The sequence below is a fragment of the Streptomyces sp. NPDC048523 genome (genome assembly GCF_043199815.1).
In the GTDB taxonomy this organism is placed as follows: Bacteria; Actinomycetota; Actinomycetes; order Streptomycetales; family Streptomycetaceae; genus Streptomyces.
This window is the reverse complement of the sequence record NZ_JBICWQ010000001.1, coordinates 821,508-844,720: the sequence shown is the minus strand read 5'-3', so window position 1 is coordinate 844,720 and position 23,213 is coordinate 821,508. Positions and strand designations below refer to the sequence as shown.

Annotated in this window: 22 protein-coding genes; 10 read left to right on the top strand and 12 right to left on the bottom strand. The window is 72.1% G+C overall.

Translation table 11 applies throughout. The annotated features are described in order from the left end of the window. Window positions 1-53: 53 nt before the first annotated feature. Window positions 54-875 carry an SAM-dependent methyltransferase gene (locus ACGFWE_RS03850; RefSeq protein ID WP_352384495.1) on the top strand — a complete coding sequence of 274 codons (822 nt, stop codon included), beginning with the start codon at window positions 54-56 and terminating at the stop codon, window positions 873-875. Further along, on the top strand, window positions 872-3,016 hold the full coding sequence (locus ACGFWE_RS03845; protein ID WP_393597637.1) for a putative bifunctional diguanylate cyclase/phosphodiesterase: 2,145 nt from the start codon (window positions 872-874) through the stop codon (window positions 3,014-3,016). The genes ACGFWE_RS03850 and ACGFWE_RS03845 overlap by 4 nt, the downstream gene beginning before the upstream one ends. A 13-nt stretch (window positions 3,017-3,029) precedes the next feature. On the opposite strand, the gene ACGFWE_RS03840 is transcribed toward ACGFWE_RS03845, so the two are convergent. Together ACGFWE_RS03840 and ACGFWE_RS03835 are read right to left on the bottom strand one after the other, a co-directional pair. Further along, entirely contained in the window at window positions 3,030-4,265 is a 1,236-nt protein-coding gene (locus ACGFWE_RS03840) for a PQQ-binding-like beta-propeller repeat protein (RefSeq protein ID WP_393597635.1), read from the bottom strand. A 42-nt stretch (window positions 4,266-4,307) separates the two neighbouring features. After that, window positions 4,308-5,195 carry a LysR family transcriptional regulator gene (locus tag ACGFWE_RS03835; protein ID WP_393597633.1) on the bottom strand — a complete coding sequence of 296 codons (888 nt, stop codon included), beginning with the start codon at window positions 5,193-5,195 and terminating at the stop codon, window positions 4,308-4,310. A 119-nt stretch (window positions 5,196-5,314) separates the two neighbouring features. Here ACGFWE_RS03835 and ACGFWE_RS03830 point away from each other — a divergent pair, with 119 nt between their 5' ends. From ACGFWE_RS03830 to ACGFWE_RS03810, 5 genes are all read left to right on the top strand, one after another. Further along, entirely contained in the window at window positions 5,315-5,986 is a 672-nt protein-coding gene (locus ACGFWE_RS03830) for a succinate dehydrogenase (RefSeq protein WP_393598921.1), read from the top strand. A gap of 2 nt (window positions 5,987-5,988) precedes the next feature. Further along, window positions 5,989-7,935, top strand: coding sequence for a fumarate reductase/succinate dehydrogenase flavoprotein subunit (locus ACGFWE_RS03825; RefSeq protein ID WP_393597631.1), 1,947 nt, complete (start codon window positions 5,989-5,991; stop codon window positions 7,933-7,935). Then, on the top strand, window positions 7,932-8,681 hold the full coding sequence (locus tag ACGFWE_RS03820; protein ID WP_393597629.1) for a succinate dehydrogenase/fumarate reductase iron-sulfur subunit: 750 nt from the start codon (window positions 7,932-7,934) through the stop codon (window positions 8,679-8,681). Before ACGFWE_RS03825 ends, ACGFWE_RS03820 begins: the two co-directional genes overlap by 4 nt. A gap of 260 nt (window positions 8,682-8,941) precedes the next feature. Then, the gene (locus tag ACGFWE_RS03815; RefSeq protein ID WP_393597627.1) at window positions 8,942-9,712 is read left to right on the top strand and encodes a GNAT family N-acetyltransferase; all 771 of its coding nucleotides are present in this window, start codon (window positions 8,942-8,944) and stop codon (window positions 9,710-9,712) included. Further along, window positions 9,712-10,515: a lysophospholipid acyltransferase family protein gene (locus ACGFWE_RS03810; RefSeq protein ID WP_393597625.1), complete on the top strand. Its 804-nt coding sequence runs from the start codon at window positions 9,712-9,714 to the stop codon at window positions 10,513-10,515. The genes ACGFWE_RS03815 and ACGFWE_RS03810 overlap by 1 nt, the downstream gene beginning before the upstream one ends. A gap of 78 nt (window positions 10,516-10,593) precedes the next feature. On the opposite strand, the gene ACGFWE_RS03805 is transcribed toward ACGFWE_RS03810, so the two are convergent. Both ACGFWE_RS03805 and ACGFWE_RS03800 read right to left on the bottom strand, forming a co-directional pair. After that, window positions 10,594-12,942: an ATP-binding cassette domain-containing protein gene (locus ACGFWE_RS03805; RefSeq protein WP_393597623.1), complete on the bottom strand. Its 2,349-nt coding sequence runs from the start codon at window positions 12,940-12,942 to the stop codon at window positions 10,594-10,596. Between the two features lie 10 nt (window positions 12,943-12,952). Further along, window positions 12,953-13,951, bottom strand: a complete 999-nt coding sequence (locus ACGFWE_RS03800; protein ID WP_393597621.1) for an LLM class flavin-dependent oxidoreductase — start codon at window positions 13,949-13,951, stop codon at window positions 12,953-12,955. Between the two features lie 83 nt (window positions 13,952-14,034). Here ACGFWE_RS03800 and ACGFWE_RS03795 point away from each other — a divergent pair, with 83 nt between their 5' ends. Further along, window positions 14,035-14,706, top strand: coding sequence for a DNA polymerase beta superfamily protein (locus ACGFWE_RS03795; protein WP_352384514.1), 672 nt, complete (start codon window positions 14,035-14,037; stop codon window positions 14,704-14,706). Between the two features lie 35 nt (window positions 14,707-14,741). Here the strand turns inward: ACGFWE_RS03795 and rpmF are convergent, their stop codons facing one another. The 3 genes from rpmF to ACGFWE_RS03780 form a co-directional block, all read right to left on the bottom strand. Further along, complete coding sequence (rpmF, locus tag ACGFWE_RS03790; protein WP_352384515.1) at window positions 14,742-14,912, bottom strand: 50S ribosomal protein L32; 171 nt, start codon at window positions 14,910-14,912, stop codon at window positions 14,742-14,744. 72 nt (window positions 14,913-14,984) lie between these two features. Beyond that, a complete protein-coding gene (locus ACGFWE_RS03785; RefSeq protein ID WP_393597619.1) occupies window positions 14,985-15,395 on the bottom strand; it encodes a (2Fe-2S) ferredoxin domain-containing protein in 411 nt (136 codons plus the stop codon). Between the two features lie 52 nt (window positions 15,396-15,447). Then, complete coding sequence (locus tag ACGFWE_RS03780) at window positions 15,448-16,647, bottom strand: right-handed parallel beta-helix repeat-containing protein (protein ID WP_393597617.1); 1,200 nt, start codon at window positions 16,645-16,647, stop codon at window positions 15,448-15,450. A gap of 103 nt (window positions 16,648-16,750) precedes the next feature. On the opposite strand from ACGFWE_RS03780, the gene ACGFWE_RS03775 reads away from it, so the two are divergent. Further along, complete coding sequence (locus ACGFWE_RS03775; RefSeq protein WP_352384521.1) at window positions 16,751-17,242, top strand: hypothetical protein; 492 nt, start codon at window positions 16,751-16,753, stop codon at window positions 17,240-17,242. 6 nt (window positions 17,243-17,248) lie between these two features. Here ACGFWE_RS03775 and ACGFWE_RS03770 read toward each other — a convergent pair whose 3' ends face one another. Next, window positions 17,249-17,464, bottom strand: coding sequence for a dodecin (locus ACGFWE_RS03770; protein ID WP_352384523.1), 216 nt, complete (start codon window positions 17,462-17,464; stop codon window positions 17,249-17,251). A 58-nt stretch (window positions 17,465-17,522) separates the two neighbouring features. On the opposite strand from ACGFWE_RS03770, the gene ACGFWE_RS03765 reads away from it, so the two are divergent. Beyond that, the gene (locus ACGFWE_RS03765) at window positions 17,523-18,707 is read left to right on the top strand and encodes a MalY/PatB family protein (RefSeq protein WP_393597615.1); all 1,185 of its coding nucleotides are present in this window, start codon (window positions 17,523-17,525) and stop codon (window positions 18,705-18,707) included. 39 nt (window positions 18,708-18,746) lie between these two features. Here the strand turns inward: ACGFWE_RS03765 and egtD are convergent, their stop codons facing one another. Genes egtD through egtA form a run of 4 tightly spaced genes read right to left on the bottom strand, consistent with a single transcriptional unit; the run spans window position 18,747 to window position 23,096 of the window. Beyond that, a complete protein-coding gene (gene egtD, locus ACGFWE_RS03760) occupies window positions 18,747-19,709 on the bottom strand; it encodes an L-histidine N(alpha)-methyltransferase (RefSeq protein WP_352384525.1) in 963 nt (320 codons plus the stop codon). After that, complete coding sequence (gene egtC, locus ACGFWE_RS03755; RefSeq protein ID WP_393597612.1) at window positions 19,706-20,479, bottom strand: ergothioneine biosynthesis protein EgtC; 774 nt, start codon at window positions 20,477-20,479, stop codon at window positions 19,706-19,708. Before egtC ends, egtD begins: the two co-directional genes overlap by 4 nt. Further along, window positions 20,479-21,810 carry an ergothioneine biosynthesis protein EgtB gene (gene egtB / locus ACGFWE_RS03750; RefSeq protein WP_352384529.1) on the bottom strand — a complete coding sequence of 444 codons (1,332 nt, stop codon included), beginning with the start codon at window positions 21,808-21,810 and terminating at the stop codon, window positions 20,479-20,481. Before egtB ends, egtC begins: the two co-directional genes overlap by 1 nt. After that, window positions 21,807-23,096 carry an ergothioneine biosynthesis glutamate--cysteine ligase EgtA gene (egtA, locus tag ACGFWE_RS03745; RefSeq protein WP_393597610.1) on the bottom strand — a complete coding sequence of 430 codons (1,290 nt, stop codon included), beginning with the start codon at window positions 23,094-23,096 and terminating at the stop codon, window positions 21,807-21,809. Before egtA ends, egtB begins: the two co-directional genes overlap by 4 nt. Window positions 23,097-23,213: the final 117 nt, after the last annotated feature.

Genomic DNA, 23,213 nt, shown 5'->3' with positions numbered 1-23,213 from the left:
GCGATCAGTAGCCTCAGCTCGAACACCGGATCGCCTACGCCTTGGAGAGATACATGGAGCGTCCCGCCTGGGCTCCCCGGAACATCGACATCTCGGTGCCGAGCGTCGCGCGTATCTACGACTTCTACCTGGGCGGTTCGCACAACTTCGAGGCCGACCGGGAGGCCGCCCGCAGGGCCATGGAGCATGCGCCGGGGCTGCCGAAGACCATGCAGGCGAACCGGGCGTTCCTGCGGCGGGCGGTGCGGTTCGCCGCCGAGGAGGGCGTCACCCAGTTCCTGGACATCGGTTCCGGCATTCCGACCTTCGGCAACGTCCACGAGGTGGCCCAGAGTGCCCGCCCCGGCGCCCGGGTCGTCTACGTCGACCACGACCCGGTGGCCGTCGCGCACAGCCAGGCGGTCCTGGAGGGCAACCCGGACGCGGGCGTCGTCGCGGCGGACCTCCGTAAGCCCCAGGAGATCCTTTCGAACGCCGAGGTCCAGCGCCTGATCGACCTGAACCGGCCGGTGGCGCTGCTTCTCGTTGCCATACTGCACTTCGTGGAAGACGCGGACGACCCGTACGGAGCGGTGGCCGAACTGCGCGACGCGCTCGCGCCCGGCAGCCTGCTGGTGCTCACGCATGCCTCGTACGAGGGAATGCCGCTTCCGCCGGAGCGGGCCGAGGGCGCGGTGGACGTGTACAAGGACATTCGCAACCCGCTGATCATGCGCTCGCGCGAGGAGATCGCGCGGTTCTTCGAGGGGTACGACATGGTGGAACCGGGACTGGTGTCGCCGCCGCGGTGGCGGCCCGATTCGGCGACCTGGAACCCCGACGACGAGGATCCGTGGGCCTTCGCGGGGTTCGCCGGCGTGGGGCGTTCCGCGTGATCGCCGAGCCGGACGGGCCGGAGGACAGACTGCGCCGGTTCGCGACGATCTGGAGCCGGGCCGTGTTCCCGGTGACCTCGACGTCCGCGACCCGGCCGGAGTTCGAGGAACAACTGCTGCCGCTGGCCCGCCGCTTGAGCGGAGCACTCGCGGCCAGGACCGTCGACACGGACGAGGGCCGGGCGATCGGCGCCGCCCTCGTCGACGCGCACTGCACGGACCCGGAGGCGCTGAGCCGCTCCCTGGACTGCGTCGACGCCTATCTGGTGCTCTACTGCGGCGGCGACGGCGACCGCGAGGACCTGCGGTCCCGGTCCGCCCGTCTGCAGCACGCCATGGCCGCCGGGTTCGCGCAGGCGCTGCGCGAGCGGACGCTGGCCGAGCAGGAGGCCATCGCGCAGGCCGCCCTGCAGGCGCAGGGCGCCGTGGCACAGGCGCTGCACGCGACCGAGGCGCGATTCCGGGCGGTGTTCGAGGGCGCGGCCATAGGAATCGGCATCGCCGACCTGGACGGCAACGTCCTCCAGGTCAACGGCGCGCTGCTGCGCATGTTCGGTCTCACCGACCCCACGATGCGCGGCCGCAAGGTCCAGGAGTGGACCCACCCCGAGGACGCGCCGCAGACCTGGAAGCTCTACGACGAACTCGTCCGCGGCGAGCGCGAGCACTACCACCTCGAAAAGGCATTCTCCCGCCCGGACGGAACGGTCCTGTGGACCAACCTGACGGTCTCCCTGCTGCGCGACGCCGACGGCGCCCCGCAGTACCAGCTCGCCCTCATGGAGGACACCACCGAGCGCCGGCTCCTCAACCTCCGGCTGCGCTACGAGGCCACGCACGACGCCCTCACCGGGCTGCCCAACCGCACCCTGTTCTTCGAGCGCCTGGAGAAGGCCCTCAGCGCCGGCGAGGGCCAGCGGTTCGGCCTGTGCTACCTCGACCTCGACGGCTTCAAGACCATCAACGACAGCCTCGGCCACGCGGCCGGCGACCGGCTGCTCGTCGAGGTCGCCGACCGGCTCCAGTCCTGCGCGACCGCGCCGGGCGAGATGGTCGCCCGCCTCGGCGGTGACGAGTTCGTGGCGCTGACCACCGGCCCGGACACCGCGAGCGAGGTCGACGACCTCGCGGCCCGCATCATGAACGTGCTGCTCGCCCCCGTCCGTATCGACGGCCGGGAGCTGACCGTGCGCGGCAGCATCGGCATCGTCGAGGGTCCGGCGGGCGAGCGGGGCCCCGCGGAGGTGCTGCGCAGCGCCGACATCACGATGTACCGGGCCAAGTCGGCGGGCGGCAACCGCTTCGAGCTGGCCGATCCGGAGGCCGACGCCCGGGCCATCACCCGGCACGGGCTGACCACGCAGCTGCCCGCGGCCCTGGAGCGGGGCGAGTTCTTCATCGAGTACCAGCCGCTGGTGCACCTCGGCGACGGCAGTGTGCGGGGCGCCGAGGCGCTGGTGCGCTGGCTGCACCCGCAGCACGGCGTCCTCGGCCCCGACCGGTTCATTCCGCTCGCCGAGCACACCGGACTGATCGTGCCGCTCGGCCGCTGGGTCCTGGAGCAGTCGGTGCGGCAGGCCCGCGAGTGGCGAGAACGGTACGGCGAGAACACGGCGGGCGGCCCGCTCCGCATCAACGTCAACCTCTCGCCCTGCCAGCTGACCCACCCCGGCCTGGTCCAGGACACCGTGGACATCCTGGAGCGCGCCGGCGTCGAACCGGACGCGCTCTGCCTCGAAGTCACGGAGTCGGCCCTCATCGGCGCCGACGACGACCTGCTCAAGCCTCTGCGCCAACTCGCCGAGATGGGCGTCGACATCGCCCTGGACGACTTCGGCACCGGCTACTCGAACCTGGCGAACCTGCGCCGTCTCCCGGTCAGCGTCCTCAAGCTGGACCGCTCCTTCACCCGGAGCATGCAGCAGTTCCCCGCCGACCCGGTCGACCTCAAGATCGTCGAGGGGATCGTCTCGCTCGCCCACGGCCTGAACCTGGCGGTGACGGTCGAGGGCGTGGAAACCGGGGCCCAGGCCGAGCAGTTGCGGATACTGGGCTGCGACACGGCCCAGGGCTGGTACTACGCCCGCCCGGGCCCGCCGGAGCGGCTGCACCAGCTGGCCCTGGTGGACGCGGCGGGCTGAGTCCCGCCCCGGGCTAGGGCAGCGGCAGTGAGCGCAGGGAGCCGTGGGTGCGGGCCATGACGACGACGTGGCCCGTGTTCCCGCCCGGCGCGACGAGCACGGGGTGCTCGCCGTCTCTGGTCTGCGCGTACGCCGCGGACATGCGGGGCGCGGCGGCGCCGGTCCCCTGCGGACCGGCGTGCAGGTCGATCGTGAGCACGCGGCCCCGCGTGGCGTCGTTGCCGGGGGTGAAGGTCACGAACCGGCCGCCGGCCACGGTGGCGTCAGCCTCGGTGGCGTACGTGCTCCACAGTTTGCGGTTGTGCTCCAGGTCGTACGCGTTCCAGTTGCCCGCGCTCGTGTCCTCGGCGCCGGCCTCGTACAGCACCAGGACCCCGTCGTCGGAGATCACCCCGCGTACCGGCTTGTCGATCGTGTTCCTCGGGGTCGGCAGCGGCCTCAGAGTCGCCGGATCCAGGCGCCGCATGGGCGGGAAGGTGTCCCCGGCGGAGATCGGGCTGCCGGTGCAGACCAGGTGGTGGCCGCCGGTGACGAGGTGCGGGCACTCGACGCCCGTGGGGCTGGTCGCCACGGTGTTGCCGGTGCGGGCGTCGCGGGCGGTGACCCGGGTGCCGTCGGCCGTGTAGACACGGCCCCGGAAGGCGGCCAGGGGTTCACCCGTGCTCCAGGCGACGGTCCGGTGCCACAGGGGCCTGCCGTCGGACGCGCGAAGGGCGTCCAGTACGGCGGTCCTTGACGCGGGGTCCGACGTTGCGAGGGTGTAGACGACACCGCCCGCCGCGCCCAGGGAGGCGGCGCTGCCGGTGGGCAACCGACGGGTCCACGCCTGCCGACCCGTGCGCAGGTTCGCCGTGCGGAGCCTGCCCGCGACCGCGGTCACGGCGCGTTCGTCGGCCGCGTCGACGACCAGTCCGGCGCTCTTGCCGCGGTCGCCCGCGGGCACGGTCCAGGTGATACGGCCGTCGGCCCGCGAACGCCCCACGAATCCGCCGGAGTCGGTCGCGCACACCACCTGGTGGGCCGTCGCGCCGCAACTGCCGTGGGCCTCCCGGCTGGAGAGGGGCGCCGTCCACGCGCGCCACGGGCCCGAGACGGACCTCGAGGCCGTCTGGACCGTCTGCACCGTCGGTCCGGAGGCACCGGACGGCGACGAGGCCGCCGGGCTCTCGGGTCCGCCGGACGCGGTGTTCCCCGCGCACCCCACCAGCACCAGCAGTACTGCGACCACCGCAACGGTCTGCCGCTTCATCCCCGCCCACCCCGTCCGAGAAAACCCCCATGCTACGGCCGCTCAGCGCTGTAGGAGCATCCGCTGCAACTCCCGTGCCGCCCGCGGCGGAGCCACATCGCTGCGGTGGGCCAGCGCAATCGTCCGGTGCAGCCCCGGCCGGGCGAGCGGGGTGACCCGCAGCCCCCGCCCGGAGCGCGTGGCGACCATGCGCGGTACGACGGCCACGCCCAGGCCCGCCCGCACGAAGCCCAGCACGGCGTCCATCTCCCCGCCCTCCACCGCGAAGTCCGGCTCGAAGCCCTCGGCGCGGCACGCGGCCACGGTCAGTTCCCGCAGGTCGTAGCCGTGCCGGAACATCACAAGCGGCTCGCTCTCCAGGTCGGCGATGCGCACGGTGCGGCGGCCCGGACCGCCGGGCGCGGGTGCCTCCGGCGAGGAGACGACGACCAGGTCCTCGCGCAGCAGCTCCACCGTCGTCAGCGCCGGGGACGGCGAGGGCAGCGGGAGGACCACGAGGGCCAGATCGAGGGCGCCGCGCGCGAGCAGCCGTACGAGATCGTGGGAGCCGCCTTCCTCGATCATCAGCCGGATGCCGGGATAGCGGTCGTGGAAGGCGCGCAGCACGTCCGGCAGCAGGCCGGTGCACAGGCTCGGGGTCGCACCCAGCCGGACCCGGCCGCTGCGCAGCTGCACCAGTTCCTGCACCTCGTGCCGGGCCGTGTCCGCGTCGGCGAGGATGCGGCGGGCGAGCGGCAGCAGGGCCTCGCCCGCGTCGGTGAGGGTGATGTTGCCGCGCGCCCGCAGGAAGAGGTCCGCCCCGAGCTCCCGTTCCAGGGCCCTGATCTGCTGCGACAGGGAGGGCTGGGCGACATGGACCGCCTCGGCGGCGCGGGTGAAGTGCCGGGTCTCGGCGACCGCCACGAAGTACTGGAGCTGCTGGAACTGCATCCCCGTACGATAGTCGCCCGCTATGGAATCAAGCCGGACCATGTCTTGGACCGATCGGGCCCTTGGGCTCTAGCGTCTTGGCCATGGCTCTGGCAACGCGGACGGGCCGACGGCCGTCCATGGCACGCACCGTGTGGGACAGCTCCGTCGGCAAGAAGACCGTGATGGCCGTCAGCGGCCTGATCATGCTGCTGTACCTGGTCGTCCACATGATCGGGAACCTGAAGATCTTCTTCGGAGCGGGCGAGTTCAACCACTACGCGCACTGGCTGCGCACGGTCGGCGAACCCTTCATGCACTACGAGTGGACGCTCTGGCTCATCCGGATCGTGCTGGTGGCCGCCGTCGTCGCACACGCCGTCTCGGCGTACCAGCTCAGCCGCCGCGACATCCGGGCACGGCCCGGCAAGTACGTCCACAAGAAGCCGCGGGCGAGCTACGCGACCCGCACCATGCGCTGGGGCGGCATCATCCTCGGCCTGTTCATCGTGTGGCACCTCCTCGACCTGACGACCGGCACCGTGCACTCCGGCGGCTTCCAGGAGGGCCACCCGTACCAGAACGTCGTGGACACCTTCTCCACCTGGTACGGCAACGTCATCTACATCGTCGCGATGCTCGCCCTCGGCCTGCACGTCCGGCACGGCTTCTGGGCCGCCGCCCAGACCCTCGGCGCCGGCAGCCGCACCCGCGACCGCGCCCTCAAGGCCGTCGCCAATGTCCTCGCACTGCTGCTCACGGCCGGCTTCATCGCCGTACCCGTGGGTGTCATGACCGGAGTGGTGAGCTGAACATGACGTACACCGACTACCTGACCGGTGAACCGGTCACCGACACCAAGGCTCCCGCAGGTCCGGTGGCCGAGCGCTGGGACAAGCGCCGTTTCGAGGCCAAGCTGGTCAACCCCGCCAACCGCCGCAAGCACACGGTGATCGTGGTGGGTACCGGCCTCGCGGGCGGCTCAGCCGGAGCCACCCTCGCCGAACAGGGCTACCACGTCGTCCAGTTCTGCTACCAGGACTCCCCGCGCCGCGCCCACTCCATCGCCGCGCAGGGCGGCATCAACGCGGCCAAGAACTACCGCAACGACGGCGACTCCATCCATCGGCTGTTCTACGACACCGTCAAGGGCGGCGACTTCCGGGCGCGGGAGTCCAACGTCCACCGCCTGGCGCAGATCTCGGTGGAGATCATCGACCAGTGCGTGGCGCAGGGCGTGCCCTTCGCGCGGGAGTACGGCGGTCTGCTCGACACCCGCTCCTTCGGTGGCGTCCAGGTCTCCCGGACCTTCTACGCCCGCGGCCAGACGGGCCAGCAGCTCCTGCTGGGGGCGTATCAGGCGCTGTCGAGGCAGATCGCCGCCGGGAACATCGAGATGCACCCGCGTACCGAGATGCTCGACCTGATCGTCGTCGACGGGCGGGCGCGCGGCATCGTGGCGCGCGATCTCGTCACCGGGCGCATCGACACGTACTTCGCGGACGCGGTGGTGCTGGCCTCCGGGGGCTACGGCAACGTCTTCTACCTGTCGACGAACGCCATGAACTCCAACGCCACGGCCATCTGGCGGGCCCACCGGCGCGGCGCCCACTTCGCCAACCCCTGCTTCACGCAGATCCATCCGACCTGCATCCCGCGCACCGGCGACCACCAGTCGAAGCTCACGCTGATGAGCGAGTCGCTGCGCAACGACGGCCGGATCTGGGTGCCGAAGGCCAAGGGCGACACCCGTCCGCCGAACCGGATCCCCGAGGACGAGCGCGACTACTACCTGGAGCGCATCTACCCGTCCTTCGGCAACCTGGTCCCGCGCGACATCGCCTCCCGCGCCGCGAAGAACGTCTGCGACGAGGGCAGGGGAGTGGGGCCGGGCGGACAGGGCGTGTACCTCGACTTCGCCGACGCCATCCGGCGCATGGGCCGGGCAGCCGTGGAGGCGAAGTACGGCAACCTCTTCGACATGTACCAGCGGATCACCGACGAGGATCCGTACGAGGTGCCGATGCGGATCTACCCCGCCGTGCACTACACGATGGGCGGGCTGTGGGTCGACTACGACCTCCAGACCACCATCCCCGGCCTGTTCGCGATCGGCGAGGCCAACTTCTCCGACCACGGGGCCAACCGCCTCGGCGCCTCCGCGCTGATGCAGGGCCTCGCCGACGGCTACTTCGTGCTGCCCGCGACCATCAACGACTACCTCGCCCGCAACCCGCACCAGGACGCGGTGACCGGCGAACACCCCGCCGTGCAGGAGGTGCTGGCGGAGACCGAGGACCGGCTCAACCTGCTCCTCGCCGTCGACGGCGACCGCACCCCGGACTCCTTCCACCGTGAGGTCGGCGAACTCATGTGGGAGTTCTGCGGGATGGCACGCTCCGACTCCGGCCTGCGCAAGGCGCTGGAGCGCATCCCGCAGATCCGCGAGGAGTTCTGGCGGCGGATCAAGGTCCCCGGCACCGGCGAGGAGTTCAACCAGTCGCTGGAGAAGGCGAACCGTGTCGTCGACTACCTGGAACTCGCGGAGCTGATGTGCCTCGACGCCCTGCACCGCGCCGAGTCCTGCGGCGGCCACTTCCGCGAGGAGTCCCAGACACCGGACGGCGAAGCCGCCCGCCGGGACGACGAGTTCGCCTACGCGGCGGCCTGGGAGTTCACCGGCACCGGCGAGGCTCCCGTCCTGCACAGGGAAGACCTGGTCTTCGAGTACGTCCACCCCACCCAGCGGAGCTACGCATGAAGCTCACCCTGCGCGTCTGGCGGCAGAAGAACGCCGACGCCGACGGCGCGATGTCCACGTACGAGGTGGACGGCATCTCGTCCGACATGTCCTTCCTGGAGATGCTGGACACCCTCAACGAGGAACTCATCCTGCGGGGTGAGGACCCGGTGGCCTTCGACCACGACTGCCGCGAGGGCATCTGCGGCGCGTGTTCGCTCGTCATCAACGGCGACGCCCACGGACCCGAGCGGACCACCACCTGCCAGCTGCACATGCGGTCCTTCTCGGACGGCGACACGATCGACGTCGAGCCGTGGCGGGCGTCCGCGTTCCCGGTGATCAAGGACCTGGTCGTGGACCGGTCGGCCTTCGACCGGATCATCCAGGCCGGGGGATACATCACGGCGCCCACCGGGTCGGCACCGGAGGCGCACGCCACGCCGGTACCCAAGCCCGACGCCGACTTCGCCTTCGAGCACGCCGAGTGCATCGGCTGCGGGGCGTGTGTCGCCGCCTGTCCCAACGGGGCGGCGATGCTGTTCACCTCGGCCAAGGTGAACCATCTGAACGTTCTGCCGCAGGGGGCCCCGGAGCGGGAGACCAGGGTCCTCGACATGGTGGAGCAGATGGACGCGGAGGGCTTCGGCGGCTGCACACTCGCGGGCGAGTGCGCGACGGCCTGCCCCAAGGGCATTCCGCTGGTCTCCATCACCAGCATGAACAAGGAGTGGCTGCGGGCGACCCGGAAGGCCGCCCGGCGCTGAGAGACGTTCGCCGACAAGGTGCGGACGGGCGGGGCCGGACGTGGTGCTCAGGTCCGGCCCCGCCAAGGTCACGTGGGGAATCCGGCCACCGGCGGGACACCGGCCGGTCGACAGAGTCGCAGGTCCCGGACACCTTGCCCGAGCCGTTCAGCGTCCGCACATCCGCGCTCTCGGAACCCGTCACGTACACGCCAACCGGCGTCGGGAGAACTGGGACAGCGGCACCGCTCGCCGCCTCCGCCCGTGACCTGGAGAGTGCCATGACCGGCGTTTCCACCCTGGACCGTCCCCCGCAGAGCGTCGCCCCGGCGCGCTACACCGTCACCCTGGCCCGCGACGAGGACGACGTACGGGCCGCTCAGCGGCTGCGGCACGACGTGTTCGCCGGGGAGATGGGCGCCCTCCTGGCCACCCCGGAACCCGGCCTCGACCTGGACGGCTTCGACGCCCACTGCGACCACCTGCTCGTCCGCGACACCGTCACCGGACAGGTCGTCGGCACCTACCGGCTGCTGCCCCCGGAGCGTGCAGCGGTGGCCGGACGCCTGTACTCGGAGGGCGAGTTCGACCTCGCGCCGCTCGACGCGATCCGCCCGGGACTCGTCGAGGTCGGCCGCTCCTGCGTGCACCCCGAGCATCGCGACGGGGCCGTCATCGGTCTCATCTGGGCCGGGATCGCCCGCTACATGGTGGACCGCGGCCACGACTGGCTGGCGGGCTGCTGCTCGATCCCGCTCGCCGACGGCGGCGCGCTCGCGGCCGGCACCTGGAACCGGGTGCGCACCAAGTACCTGGCTCCCGAGGAGTTCCGGGTACGGCCCCTGCTGCCCTGGGAGCCGACCGAGGGGACGCCGGCCGCCCACACCGAGCTGCCCCCGCTGCTGCGCGGCTACCTCCGCCTGGGCGCCTGGGTGTGCGGACCGCCCGCCCACGACCCGGAGTTCGGGGTCGCCGACCTGTACGTGCTGCTGTCGATGCGCCGGGTCGACGCCCGCTATCTGCGGCACTTCCTCTCGCTCGTCCCGGCCTGATGAGCGTCTGGCTGCCCAGCGCGCCCTGCACCCCCGGGGCGTGTCTGGAGCGGACGGGGGCCGCCACGGCCGTACCCCGTGCCGTGCTGCGGCTCCTCGCGGTCACGGCGGTCCTGCTCGCCGGGATCGCGCTGCTGCCGGCAGGCCGGTGGATCCCGGCCGGAGTGGTCAGGTGGTGGTGCCGGGCGGTGGTGCGGGCCTCGGGGGTCCGGGTCCGCGTGTCCGGCGCCACCGCGCCCGTGGGCGGAGTGCTGCTGGTCGCGAACCACATCTCCTGGCTGGACATCCCGCTGCTGGCCGCCGTACGCCCCGCCCGGATGCTCGCGAAGGCCGAGATCCGCCGCTGGCCGGTGGCGGGGCGGCTGACGGCCCGCAGCGGCGCGCTGTTCATCGAGCGGGACCGGCTGCGTGCCCTCCCGGACACGGTCGCCCGGATCGCCGAGGCGCTGCGCGGAGGTGCGGCGGTCGCCGTCTTCCCCGAGGGAAGCACCTGGTGCGGCCGCGCCCAGGGTCACTTCCGCCGCGCGGTGTTCCAGGCCGCCCTCGACGCCGGGGTGCCCGTCCAGCCGGTGAGCCTGCGGTACCGGCTGGCCGGCGGCGGGCCCAGCACGGCCGCCGCCTACATCGGTGACGACTCACTGCCGGCATCGGTATGGCGGGTGGTGTCGGCACGCGGGCTGACGGCCGAGGTGGAGGTCCCGGCCCCGATCACCCTGGGCAGCCACCCCGACCGCCGCTCCCTGGCCCGGGCGGCACAGTCGCTCGCGTGCGACGGGCGCACCGGCGAGCACGCGACCGGCTGACCGGGCGACAGCCGTCGTGCCGCCCGACGGAGTCGGCCGCCCGTGCCGGAGTTGCTCTGCGGGCCGGGGCTCCCGGACTCAGGCGCCGGCGGCCAGCGTCCTGGCCAGGTACGGCGCCGTGGCGCTGCCCTCCGCCGCGGCGACGTCTTCCGGCACGCCGGTCGCCGTGATGCGGCCGCCCGCGTCACCGCCGCCCGGGCCCAGGTCGATGACCCAGTCCGCGCCCGCCACCACCGACATGTCGTGCTCGACGACGATCACCGTGTGTCCGGCGTCCACGAGGCCATGGAGTTGGCGCATGAGGACCTCGACGTCGGCCGGGTGGAGACCGGTGGTGGGTTCGTCGAGCAGGTAGAGGGTGTGGGCGCGGCGGGCGCGCTGGAGTTCGTTCGCGAGCTTGATGCGCTGGGCCTCGCCGCCGGAGAGTTCGGTGGCGGGCTGGCCGAGGCGCAGGTAGCCGAGGCCGATCTCGAGCAGGGTGGTGAGACTGCGGGCGACGAGCGGGGTGTCCGCGAAGAAGTCCGCCGCCGCCTCCACCGTCAGGTCGAGCACCTGGGCGATGTTCCTTCCCCGGTACGTCACTTCGAGTGTCGCGGGGTTGTAGCGGGCCCCGCCGCAGTCCGGGCAGGGCGCGTAGGTGCTCGGCAGGAAGAGCAGCTCGACGCTGACGAAGCCCTCGCCCTGGCAGGTCTCACAGCGCCCTCCCGCCACGTTGAAGGAGAAACGGCCGACCCCGTAGCGGCGTTCACGTGCCTCGTCGGTGGCGGCGAAGACCTTGCGCACGACGTCGAACAGGCCCGTGTAGGTGGCGAGGTTGGAGCGCGGGGTGCGGCCGATCGGCTTCTGGTCGACCGAGACCAGACGTCCCACCCCCTCCAGTTCCTCGGTGATCTCACCCACCAGCGTGGACTTGCCCGAGCCCGACACCCCGGTCACCGCGGTGAACACACCGAGCGGGAAGTCGGCCGTCACCCCGCGCAGGTTGTGCCGGCTGACCGGACCGACCTTCAACTGACCCCTGGGCGAGCGCACTTGACGCTTCGGGGTGGGGGAGCGGTCGAACAGGTACCGGGCGGTCGCGGACTCCCCGGCCTTCGCCAGCTCCGCCACCGGGCCGCTGTGCAGCACCCGCCCGCCGTGCTCACCCGCCCCCGGCCCCACGTCCACGAGCCAGTCCGCGCCCCGCATGACGGCCAGGTCGTGCTCCACCACGAACACCGAGTTGCCGGCCGCCTTCAGCCGCGCCAGCACCGTGAGCAGAGCCTCGGTGTCCGCGGGGTGCAGTCCGGCGGAGGGTTCGTCGAGGACGTACACCACGCCGAACAGTCCCGACCGCAACTGGGTGGCGAGGCGCAGCCGCTGGAGTTCGCCCGCGGACAGGGTGGGGGTCGCGCGGTCCAGGCTCAGATAACCGAGGCCGAGCTCGACGACGGGCGCGATACGGGACTTGAGGTCGTCGGTGAGGACGCGCGCGGTCTCGCCGTGGGCGACCAGCGAGGCGGCCAGCTCGGTCAGCGGCAGGGCCGCGAGGTCGGCGATCGTGCGGCCCGCGAAGGTGACCGCCATCGCCTCCGGACGCAGCCTGCTGCCGCCGCAGACCGGGCACGGGGCGGCGACCAGGAAGCGTTCCGCCTTCGCCTTCAGCGTCTGGCTCTTGGAGTCCGCGAACGTCTTCAGGACGTAGCGGCGGGCACTCATGTACGTGCCCTGGTACGGCCGTTGGATACGGTCCGCGTCCCGCACCGGGTGCACGGTGACCACCGGCTGCTCGTCGGTGAACAGGATCCACTCGCGCTCTTCGGCGGGCAGTTCACGCCAGGGCCGGTCCACGTCGTGGCCGAGCGCGTCGAGGATGTCCCGCAGGTTCTTGCCCTGCCAGGCACCGGGCCACGCGGCGATGGCGCCCTCCCGGATCGACAGCGACGGGTCGGGCACCAGCGACTGCTCGGTCGTACGGTGGACCCGGCCCAGGCCATGGCACTGAGGGCAGGCGCCGACCGCCGTATTGGGGGAGAAGGAGTCCGAGTCGAGCCGCTCGGCGCCGGGCGGGTAGTCACCGGCCCGGGAGAACAGCATGCGCAGCGAGTTCGAGAGGTTGGTGACCGTGCCGACGGACGAACGGGACGTCGGTGCCGAGCGCCGCTGTTCCAGCGAGACCGCGGGCGGCAGCCCGGTGATCTCCCCGACCTTCGGTGCCCCCACCTGGTGGATCAGTCGGCGCGCGTACGGTGCCACCGACTCGAAGTACCGCCGCTGCGCCTCCGCGTAGATCGTCCCGAACGCCAGCGACGACTTCCCCGACCCGGACACCCCCGTGAACACGGCCAGCACATCCCGCGGGACGTCGACGTCCACGCCCTGGAGATTGTGCTCCCGGGCACCGCGGACGCGGACGTACGGGTCGTGGGAGCCGGTCGGGTCGGGCATGGGAACGACTCTAACCGGAGGTGATCGCCGCCAGCCGCCGATAGGAGTCCAGCAGGGCCTCGCGGTCGTACGTACTGGTCGTGACCAGCACCTCCTGCGCCCCCGTCTCCTTCAGGACCGTCTCCAGCTCGTGGGCGACCTGCTCCTCGGTGCCCGCGATGTGACCGGCGAGCCCGGACTCGTACAGGCCCCGTTCCCTGTCCGTCATCGGGAGCGTCTCGACGCGCTCGGCGGGCGGCGGGGGCGGGAAGGTGCCGTGGGTCCGGGAGTACGCCATCGACCAGGCCTCCGGGATCAGCAGGCGCCGCGCCTCCTCAGGGGTGGCGGCCACCGCGACCGTCCCGGAGATGACGACGTACGGCTCCCCGGCCCATGGAGAGGGCCGGAAATGCGCGCGGTAGTGGTCGATGCCGCGCTGCATCTTCTCCCGGTTCCGGAGGTCGCCGATGACCATCGGCAGGCCCGCGCGGGCCGCGATCGCGGCACCCTCGCCCATGGCCAGCACGAAGGGCGGCACCGTCAGGCCCTCGGCGGGGCGGGCGTGCACCCCGGTCGGGGAGGTGCCGCGGAACCAGCCCAGCAGTTCCTCCAGCTGTACGGCGAAGTCGTCGGCGTCGTCCTTGTCGCGGCCCAGCGCCTTGCGCACGCCGCCGGTGAAGCCGACCGAGCGGCCCAGGCCCATGTCGATCCGGCCCGGGAAGAGGGACTCCAGCACCCCGAACTGCTCGGCGACGACCAGGGGTTGGTGGTTCGGCAGCATCACACCACCGGTGCCCACCCGGATCGTGTCCGTGGCCGCGGCCACGGCGGCCGCCAGCACCGTCGGCGCGGAGCCCGCGACCCCCGGCACGCCATGGTGCTCCGAGACCCAGAAGCGGTGGTAGCCGAGCCCTTCCAACTCCCGCGCCAGCCGGACGGTGTCCTGGAGCGCCTGCGCGTTCGTACCGCCCTCGCGGGTGCGGGAGCGGTCGAGGACGGAGAAGCGGGTGGCGGCGGTCAGGGAACTCACACAGGGTTCAACGCCCGACCGGACGCGGTATTCCCGCCGGAAAACCGGATGACCGCGTCACCGCAGGTCAGCACAATGGTCGCGTGACCGTCCAGAACATCCTGCTCTCCGGCATCGTCGGCTCGACCGCGTACGGCCTCGCCCGCGAGGGCTCCGACGTGGACCGGCTCGGCATGTTCGCCGCGCCCACCGAGAACCTGCTCGGCCTGCACACGCCGAAGGAGTCCCACGTCACCACGGCACCCGACCGCACCCTGCACGAGGCGGCTAAGTGGTGCCGGCTCGCCCTCGGCGGCAACCCGACCGTCATGGAACTGGTGTGGCTGCCGGACGAGCTCTACGAGGTGCGCACCCCGCTGGGCGACGAACTCATCGGCATCCGCGGGACGTTCCTCAGCGCCAAGCGGGTCCGGGACGCCTATCTCGGGTACGCCGCCCAGCAGTTCAGGAAACTGGAGAGCCGGGCCGGCGGCCACCGCACCGCCAAGCACGCCCGGCACCTGAAGCGGCTCTGCCACCAGGGCCTGGAGCTGTACACCACCGGACGGCTCTCGGTGCGGGTCGAGGACCCCGAGGAGTACCACCGCTTCGGGGACGCCGTCGCCGCCGACCCGGCCTCGGCCCGCGCGCTGCTCGCCCACTACGAGACCGCGTTCGGCGAGTCCCGCAGCGCGCTGCCGGACCGGCCCGACGAGGAACCGGCCGAGGCGTGGCTGCGCCGCGTCCGCGCGGAGTTCTACGACACGGCGGCATGAGCGGGGGCTTCAGCTGAACCGGCTGACCCGGGCCCTCAGCCCTCGGGGCGCAGCAGTCCGCGCTCGTACGCCTTGACCAGGTGCTGGGGGACGAGATGGGCGACGCCGGCGATCGTGACGGGCACCAGTTGGGTGGTGGTGGCCTTCCACTGCGCGCGGCGGTGGCGGGTGTTGCTGCGGGACATCTTCCGCTTCGGGACAGCCATGACGGGAACCTCTTCGGTGGCCTCGGTGGGTGGGCACCGAGGACGCTACATGAAAATGGATCCCATTAACAATCAGCGACGGCGGCGCGACCGTACCCTCGCCTCCCGCGGCGGCTCGATGAACTGCAGCTCCAGCGTCGGCGGCGGCTCGGCGACCCCCGGCCCGCCCGCCGCCGCCCACCGCACGACCTCCTCGGTGCCCTCGTCGTCCATGACGAACCCGATCCACGCGGCCCGGCCACCCGCCCGGCGCCCGGCCGCCGAGGGCCGTACGACGATGACGTTGGCCTGGTCGCAGGGGCCCAGGCAGTCGGTCGTACGGACCTGGAAGCCGTGCTCGGCGGCGCCGGCCCGCAGCAGTTCCAGCTGCCAGGTGTGGTCGGTGCTGGGGTACTTGCGGGCGTCGCCGCAGCAGCAGCCCCGGCAGACGACGAGGGTGCAGGAGCCGGAGCCGGTCAGGAACGTACGGGGCGTCGGGGGCATGGGAGAAGCATGATCCATACGCCTCGCGCCCCGTGTCACCGGGTCGGCCGGATCAGAACCTCGCTCCTACGGCGGCCCCGCTCCGCGGCACCAGGAACGACGGCGCCGACGGCAGGGAACCGTCGGTCGCGCGTGCGCCCGTGAGCGGCGCCGGGTCCGTGCTGAGTACCGAGGACGCGTTCCACGTGCCGCCCAGATCCCAGGAGTTGCCGCTGGAGACGGTCGCCGAGCCGAGTGCGGCCGCCTTGGAGTCGGCGACCGACAGGTTGGCGGTCAGCTTGGCCTTGCCGCCCGAGACGTCGGCGTCGAAGCCGGTGCCGCCGTTGGCCCACGTCGAGTTGCGGGTCAGGACGAGGGCACCGGTGTTGCCGTTGTCCGTCATGCCATGGGCGGCGTTCTTGAAGGCGACCGAGTTGCGCACGGTGTGCGCCACCGCCGGAGCCGGACTGCCGCCGCCCAGCTTGAAACCGTTGCCGTCACCCGCGAAGTCGGGGAAGTTCCAGCGGTTGAACCCGTTGCCGTAGGCGATGGTGTTCTCGATCAGGACCGGCGAGGTGAACTTCCAGTCGTCGAAGCCGTCGTCGACGTTGTTCCACAGCCGGGCACCCCGCACGACGTTGCCGGTGCCCGAACCCTCCTTGATGGCAAGGCCGTCCGCGCTCTCCCCGTTCTTGCGCGGGTCGCGGTTGGCGTAGCTGTCCAGGTTCAGGATCTGGTTGTTGCCGGAGGCGCCCTGGAGCTGGAAGCCCGACTCGTAGTTGTCGTGGGTCTTCAGGCGGGCGAAGACATTGCCGTTGCACCCGTCGCAGTAGACCCCGTACGGGCCGTTCACGATCTCCAGGTCCGAGATCCGCCAGTAGGACGCCTCCTGGTGGATCGCCCCGCGCTCGGCCCGCGGGATGCTGCCGCCGACCGGGGTGTGGCTCGCGGCCAGCTGCTCGCCGTCGATCACGACCCGCTCGCCCTGGTAGGCGCCCAGTGAGATGGGCTGGGACGCGGTGCCCGAGGCGGCGATGGTGATGTTGTCCGTGAGGGCGTACGTCCCGCCGCGGACGGCGATGGTGTCGCCGGGCTTCGCCAGGTCCACGGCCCGCTGGACGGTCCGCAGCGGCTGGGCGAGTGTGCCCGGGGCGGTGTCGTTGCCGTTCGTCGCCACGATCAGGGTCGTCGGCGCCGCGGACGCCTCGGTCACGGGTAAGGCCAGGGCCGCGCCCACCAGTACCGCCGTCCAGATCGCCGTGTTCACACGCATGGAGTCTCCCGCCTCGACCGACTGTGCTCTTCTCAATCAGTGGCCGCCCGGGGCGGGAAGGTTGCCGGGCCAGGAACCATCAGAGGGCCCTAGGGTGGGTGAGGTGACCGACAGCAGCAAGCGCCCGCTCGCCGTGTTCGACCTGGACAACACCCTGGCCGACACGGCCCACCGGCAGCGGTTCCTGGAGCGCAGGCCGCGCGACTGGGACGGCTTCTTCGCGGCCGCGCCCGAGGACCCGCCGATCCCCGAGGGCATCGCGCTGGTGCTGGAGAGCGCCGAGGAGTGCGAGATCGTCTATCTCACCGGTCGGCCCGAGCGCTGCCGACGCGACACGCTCGCGTGGCTCACCGCGCAGGGGCTGCCCGAGGGACGCGTGCACATGCGGCGCAACGACGACCGGCGGCCTGCCCGGCGCACCAAACTGGAGATCCTGAAGCGGCTCGCCCGCACGCGGGAGATCCGGGTCCTGGTGGACGACGACGAGTTGGTCTGCGAGGACGCCCGACGGGCCGGATTCACCGTCGTACAGGCACGCTGGACCGCCCCTTCCGCGACGCTGGAGGTGGCGCAGGAGCGGGAGGGGCGGACCTGAGAGCCGTCAGCCGGACTCGTCCAGGCGGAAGCCGACCTTGAGCCCCACCTGCCAGTGCTGGACCTGTCCGTCCTCGATCTGGCCCCGCACCTGGGTCACCTCGAACCAGTCGAGGTTGTGGAGGGTCTGCGAGGCGCGGGTGATGCCGTTGCGGATCGCCTGGTCGACGCCGTCGGGGGAGGTGCCGACGATCTCGGTCACCCGGTAGGTGTGGTTCGTCATGGTTCCACCGTGCCCCAGGCAGCCGTGGAGCGCGAGCCGTCCGGCCTATCTTTGGCCCATGGACGGTCTGCCCCGTGACATCCCCGCGCCCACTGCCGTGAACCCCCTGCGCCGGCTCACCCTGGAGCAGCTCCGGCGCCGTACGAGCATGAAATGGCGGACGTACCCCGAGGACGTGCTGCCGCTGTGGGTCGCCGAGATGGACGTCCCGTTGGCCGAACCGGTCGCGCGGGCCGTCCGGGACGCGGTGGCGCTGGGCGACACCGGGTATCCGGCCGGGACGGCGTACGCCGAGGCGCTGGCCGGCTTCGCGAGCGAGCGGTGGGGCTGGGACGGGATCGCCGTGGAGCGTTCGGCGATCGTCCCGGACGTGATGCTGGGCATCGTCGAGATGCTGAAGCTGGTCTCCGGGCCGGGCGATCCGGTGGTCGTCAACTCGCCCGTGTACCCGCCCTTCTACCAGTTCGTCGGGCACATGGACCGGCGGGTCGTCGAGGCTCCGCTCGGTGGGGACGGCCGGATCGATTTCGGGGTCCTGGAGGAGACCTTCGGGCGGGTCCGGAAGGACGCGGCCCGACCCGCGTATCTGCTGTGCAGCCCGCACAACCCGACCGGCGCCGTGCACTCGGCCGCGGAACTGGCGGAGGTGGCGGCGCTGGCGCGGACCTACGGGGTGCGGGTCGTGGCCGACGAGATCCATGCCCCGCTCACGCTGGCGGGCGCGACGTTCGTGCCCTACCTGAGCGTTCCCGGCGCGGAAAGCGGGCTGTCGCTGATGTCGGCGTCCAAGGCGTGGAACCTGGCCGGACTCAAGGCCGCCGTGGCCGTCGCCGGGCCCGACGCGGCCGACGACCTCGCGCGCCTTCCCGAAGAGGTCGGTCACGGCCCCAGCCACGTCGGCGTCATCGCCCACACCGCCGCGCTGCGGGACGGCGGCGCCTGGCTCGACGCCCTGCTCACCGGCCTCGACGACAACCGCCGGCTGCTGGCCGAACTGCTCACCGAGTCGCTGCCCGCCGTGCGCCACGAACCGGCCCAGGCCACCTACCTCGCCTGGCTGGACTGCCGTGCGCTGGATCTGGGCGACGATCCGGCGGCCGTCTTCCTGGAGCGCGGCCGGGTCGCCCTGAACTCCGGAGTCCCGTTCGGCACCGGGGGCGCCGGCTTCGTCCGGCTGAACCTCGCGACCTCGCCCGAGCTGATCACCGAGGCGGTACGGCGGATGGCCGTCGCCCTCGACTGACCGCGGGGGCCGGCGCGAACCGGCCCCCGCGAGTCCGCGCTACCGCACCACGCTCAGCGACAGCGCGAACCGGCCCTCGCTGTCCGTCCACCAGTGGGCCAACTCCAGCCCTACGGCGGCCAGTTCACTGCGAACGCCCTCCTTGCGGAACTTCGCCGAGATCTCGGTGTGCAGCTCCTCACCCGCCGCGAAGTCGACGGCCAGGTCGAGCGCCGGGACCTTCACGGTCTGGTCCGTACGGGAACGCAACCGCATCTCGATCCACTCGTTCCCGGCGTCCCAGAGGGCCACGTGGTCGAAGGCGCCGGGATCGAAGTCGGCGCCCAGCTCGCGGTTGACGACGGTCAGGACGTTCTTGTTGAAAGCGGCCGTCACCCCGGCCGCGTCGTCGTAGGCCCTGACCAGAACGTTCTCGTCCTTGACCAGGTCCGTGCCGAGCAGCAGCGCGTCACCGGGGGAGAGCAGCGAGCGGACGGAGGCGAGGAACGCGGCGCGCTCGACCGGCAGCAGGTTGCCGATCGTGCCGCCGAGGAAGGCCACCAGGCGCGGGCCCGGTGTCCCCGGCAGGGACAGACCGGCCGTGAAGTCGGCGATCAGCGCGTGCACGCTCAGCTCCGGCCGCTGGGCGATGAGCGCGTGCCCGGCCTGGGTGAGCGCGCTCTCGCTGACGTCGACCGGGACGTAGGTGTGCAGGCCGGTCAGCGCGTCGAGCAGGTACCGGGTCTTCTCCGAGGAGCCGGAGCCCAGTTCGACCAGGGTGCGGGCGCCGGTGGCCTGCGCGATCTCGCCGGAGCGCGCGACGAGGATCTCCCGTTCGGCGCGGGTCGGGTAGTACTCGGGCAACTCCGTGATCTGCTCGAAGAGTTCACTGCCGTGGGCGTCGTAGAACCACTTCGGCGGCAGCGTCTTGGGCGTGTGCGTCAGGCCCTTGAGAACATCGGCGCGCAGGGCGGCCTCGGTGGCGTCCTCGGGCAGGGTGCGGGTCAGCAGGAACGGACTCACGTGCGGGGCTCCTTGAGTGGTTCCAGGGACTTGAGGGGGGTCAGCAGGACATCGGTGCGGCTCGCCGCGAGCAGCGTGCGGTCCGGGACCTCCTGCCAGTGCGGATCGTCGTCGTACGGCTCGGAGGCCACGACCGTGCCGGCGCCGGGGCGTTGGAGGTACCAGAGGGTGTCGCCCCAGGCGGTCGCCGCGATGGACTCCCCGTTGGTCAGCAGCAGGTTGAGCCGGGAGCCGGGGGCCGCCTCGGCGACCTCCACGACGGTGTCGGCCAGCGCCTGGCCCTCCTCGTCGCCGCCGCGCAGCCGGTTCAGGACAAGGGCCCACACGAACGCCGAGTCGTTGCGGGCCTCCATCGACAGCAGATCCGCCGGAGGGAGCGAGGAGGTCAGGGGGGCCAGGGAACCCGGCCACCCCTTGACCGCGCCGTTGTGGCTGAACAGCCAGGGACCCGAGGCGTACGGTGCCGCGGCGGCCTCGGCGTCGGCTCCCGCCAGGGTCGCGTCCCGTACGGCGGCCAGGATCGCCCGGCTCCGCACGACCCGGGCCAGATCGGCGAAGGACAGATCGGCCCAGATGGGTCCGGCCCGCCGGTACCGCGCCGGTGCCGGGTCGCCCTCGGCATACCAACCCACCCCGAAACCATCGGCGTTGACGGTGCCGTACCGCTGCCGCCTGGGCGCCCAGGACTGGCGGTACAGGCTGTGCGGGGGCTCCACGAGGAGCCGGCCGAGCGGCTCCTCGGGTCCCAGGTAGGCCAGATGACGGCACATCAGACGGCTCCGGAGGAACGGGCCGTGCGGAAGCCGGCGAAGATCTGCCGCCGGATCGGATAGTCCCAGTTGCGGAACGTGCCCCGGCATGCCACCGCGTCCACGGCGAACGAACCGCCGCGCAACACCTTGTGGTCGGGGCCGAAGAACACCTCCGAGTACTCCTTGTACGGGAACGCCTGGAACCCGGGGTAGGGCTCGAAGTCGCTCGCCGTCCACTCCCACACGTCACCGATCAACTGCCGGACTCCGAGCGGTGATTCGCCCTCCGGATAGCTTCCGGCGGGGGCGGGGCGCAGGTGCCGCTGTCCCAGGTTGGCGTGCTCGGGTGCCGGGTCGGCGTCGCCCCACGGGTAGCGCGTCGAGCGGTCACCGGCCGGGTCGTGGCGGGCCGCCTTCTCCCACTCCGCCTCGGTGGGCAGCCGCCGTCCGGCCCAGCGGGCGTAGGCGTCGGCCTCGTACCAGCACACGTGGACCACCGGCTCGTCGGGCGGCACGACCTCGGTGACGCCGAAGCGCCGGCGCAGCCACTGCTTGCCGTCGCGGCTCCAGAACAGCGGGGCGTGGATGTTGTGCCGGCGGATGTGCGCCCACCCGGCCGGGGCCCACCATCGCTCGGTGTCGTAGCCGCCGTCCTCGATGAACGCCTGGTACTCGGCGTTGGTCACCGGAGTGGTGTCGATGTAGAAGGGATCCACCTCGCGCCGGTGCGCGGGGCGTTCGTTGTCCAGGGCCCACGGCTCGTCGGAGGTGCCCATGGTGAACGGGCCGCCGGGGACGAGGACTTCGGCCGGGCCGGTGAACAGCGGAGCGGGTTCGGGGTCCGGGGCGGTCAGGGCCGGCGGTCCCGTGCGGAGCTGATGCGTGATCAACATCGTCTCGTCGTGCTGCTGTTCGTGCTGGGCGACCATCCCGAAGGCGAACCCGGCCTCGGTGAGCCGGGTTCCGTGCAGCGCGGTGCCCTCCAGGACGTCCAGGACCCGTCCGCGTACCTCCGCGGCGTAGCGCCGGGACTCGGCGGGCGACAGCAGGGGCAGGGTGGGGCGTTCGGAGCGCGGGTGCTCGAAGGCGTCGTAGATGCCGTCGATCTCGGGCCGTATCGCCTCCTGCCCGGCGACGGTCCGCAGCAGCCACTGCTCCTCCTGGTTGCCGATGTGGGCGAGGTCCCACACGAGCGGCGACATCAGCGGCGAGTGCTGGGCGGTCAGGTCGGGGTCCTCGACGCAGCTGGTGAGGAGTGTCGTACGGTCCCTGGCGGTGACCAGGGTCGTCACGGCCCGCTCGCGGAAGGTCTCGGGATCGGCGGACAGGTCGGCGGTGGGGTCGGTCATGTGCGGATTTCCCTCCCGAGCGAACCGTGCGTGCGGTCCAGCAGATCGTCGGCGGGGCAGCGGCCCCGGTTCACATAGCGGTGCACGAACGCCCCCACGGCGTCCGTGACCTCGGTGGTGGCGCCGAGCCGGGGCAGGGCCTCCAGGGCCGCCGAGAAGCACGCGATCGCCGCCTCGTGCAGTTCGGGGTCGGCCAGGCCGTGCCGGGCCGCGTCGATCCACAGCGGATTGTGCGGCGCGGGCAGCGACGCGGTGCGCTCGGCCAGCGGCTTCACCACGCGGTAGGCGGTCTCGGCGGTCTCCGGGTCGTCGAAGAGCGCCGTCGTCACGGCGAGCGGGACGATCCAGCCGTCCTCGCCGGGCTGGGCGTCCATCATGCGCAGTTCGAGATGGCCGCGCGGTCTGACCGGCGGGAACAGGGTCGATATGTGGTAGTCGAGATCCTCCCGGGTCGGTGGCCTGGGCGCCCCGGACCTGGCCCACTCCCGGAAGGAGAGCCCCTCCGGGACGTCCCAGGGGCCGCTGTCCCGCCGTATGCACATCACGGGCGCGTCCAGGACGTGCCGGGCCCAGGCGCCGCGAGGGTCGGCGTCCAGGTCGGGGCCGCCCGCCCGGTCCTTGCCGATCTCGGTCCACAGCAGCTGGCGGGTCGAGAGCCAGCCGGTGGGTTCGGACCCGGCGAGCGGGGAGTTGGCGAAGGCGGCCACCAGGACGGGGCCCAGCTGGTGCGCCAGCCACCAGCGGCGTCCCAGGCCCAGCGGGCCGGGCTCCTCATGGCCGGCGTCCACGCACACCTGCACGGAGGCCGAGGTGCACATCATGGCGCGGCCGGCCGGTCCGGTGCGGTCGAGGCAGGTCTCCATGGCGTCGTAGCGCGGTTCCCGCAGGTATCGGCGGGGCGGATGCCAGGGGTCGTGGCCGAGGCCGACGAGGCCGAGTCCGTGCTCTGCGAGGGCGGCCCGGACGGCGGCGAGGTCGGCGGAGACGGTACCGATGCACTCCATCAGGGAGTCGGCGGGCTGCGAGCTCAGCTCCAGCTGGCCGCCGGGTTCGACGGTGAGCGCCGATGTCAGGGGCACGGTCCGCAGTGCGGCGTAGGCCGCCGCGAGTCGTTCGGGTGTGACAGGGAGCCGAGGGCTGCTCAGCTCATGGACGAGCCATTCCACTTCCACCCCGATACGGCGGGGCGGGCCGGTCTTGAAGCAGATGCCGCGGACCAGGGCCTCGAGCTCTGCTTCGGGGAGCGACGTACGGGGCTTCGTACAGTCGCTTGGTGAGTCGGACATGTCGGGATCCTCCTGAGATTCCACCATGCCACCGGTCCGGAGATCAGGTGGGTCGGACCGGCAACGCTCGTTCCACCCAAGACCCTCAAGTCGTTCCGCACAAGGGGGCACTTCCTC

Bases quoted from the DNA above. Each gene is read 5' to 3' on its own strand.
- ACGFWE_RS03820 (WP_393597629.1), top strand. From the start codon at position 7,932: ATGAAGCTCACCCTGCGCGTCTGGCGGCAGAAGAACGCCGACGCCGAC.
- ACGFWE_RS03815 (WP_393597627.1), top strand. From the start codon at position 8,942: ATGACCGGCGTTTCCACCCTGGACCGTCCCCCGCAGAGCGTCGCCCCG.
- egtA (WP_393597610.1), bottom strand. From the start codon at position 23,096: ATGTCCGACTCACCAAGCGACTGTACGAAGCCCCGTACGTCGCTCCCC.
- ACGFWE_RS03830 (WP_393598921.1), top strand. From the start codon at position 5,315: ATGGCACGCACCGTGTGGGACAGCTCCGTCGGCAAGAAGACCGTGATG.
- ACGFWE_RS03770 (WP_352384523.1), bottom strand. From the start codon at position 17,464: ATGACGAACCACACCTACCGGGTGACCGAGATCGTCGGCACCTCCCCC.
- ACGFWE_RS03765 (WP_393597615.1), top strand. From the start codon at position 17,523: ATGGACGGTCTGCCCCGTGACATCCCCGCGCCCACTGCCGTGAACCCC.
- egtB (WP_352384529.1), bottom strand. From the start codon at position 21,810: ATGACCGACCCCACCGCCGACCTGTCCGCCGATCCCGAGACCTTCCGC.
- ACGFWE_RS03825 (WP_393597631.1), top strand. From the start codon at position 5,989: ATGACGTACACCGACTACCTGACCGGTGAACCGGTCACCGACACCAAG.
- ACGFWE_RS03850 (WP_352384495.1), top strand. From the start codon at position 54: ATGGAGCGTCCCGCCTGGGCTCCCCGGAACATCGACATCTCGGTGCCG.
- ACGFWE_RS03780 (WP_393597617.1), bottom strand. From the start codon at position 16,647: ATGCGTGTGAACACGGCGATCTGGACGGCGGTACTGGTGGGCGCGGCC.
- egtC (WP_393597612.1), bottom strand. From the start codon at position 20,479: ATGTGCCGTCATCTGGCCTACCTGGGACCCGAGGAGCCGCTCGGCCGG.
- ACGFWE_RS03805 (WP_393597623.1), bottom strand. From the start codon at position 12,942: ATGCCCGACCCGACCGGCTCCCACGACCCGTACGTCCGCGTCCGCGGT.
- ACGFWE_RS03835 (WP_393597633.1), bottom strand. From the start codon at position 5,195: ATGCAGTTCCAGCAGCTCCAGTACTTCGTGGCGGTCGCCGAGACCCGG.
- ACGFWE_RS03785 (WP_393597619.1), bottom strand. From the start codon at position 15,395: ATGCCCCCGACGCCCCGTACGTTCCTGACCGGCTCCGGCTCCTGCACC.
- ACGFWE_RS03810 (WP_393597625.1), top strand. From the start codon at position 9,712: ATGAGCGTCTGGCTGCCCAGCGCGCCCTGCACCCCCGGGGCGTGTCTG.
- ACGFWE_RS03840 (WP_393597635.1), bottom strand. From the start codon at position 4,265: ATGAAGCGGCAGACCGTTGCGGTGGTCGCAGTACTGCTGGTGCTGGTG.
- rpmF (WP_352384515.1), bottom strand. From the start codon at position 14,912: ATGGCTGTCCCGAAGCGGAAGATGTCCCGCAGCAACACCCGCCACCGC.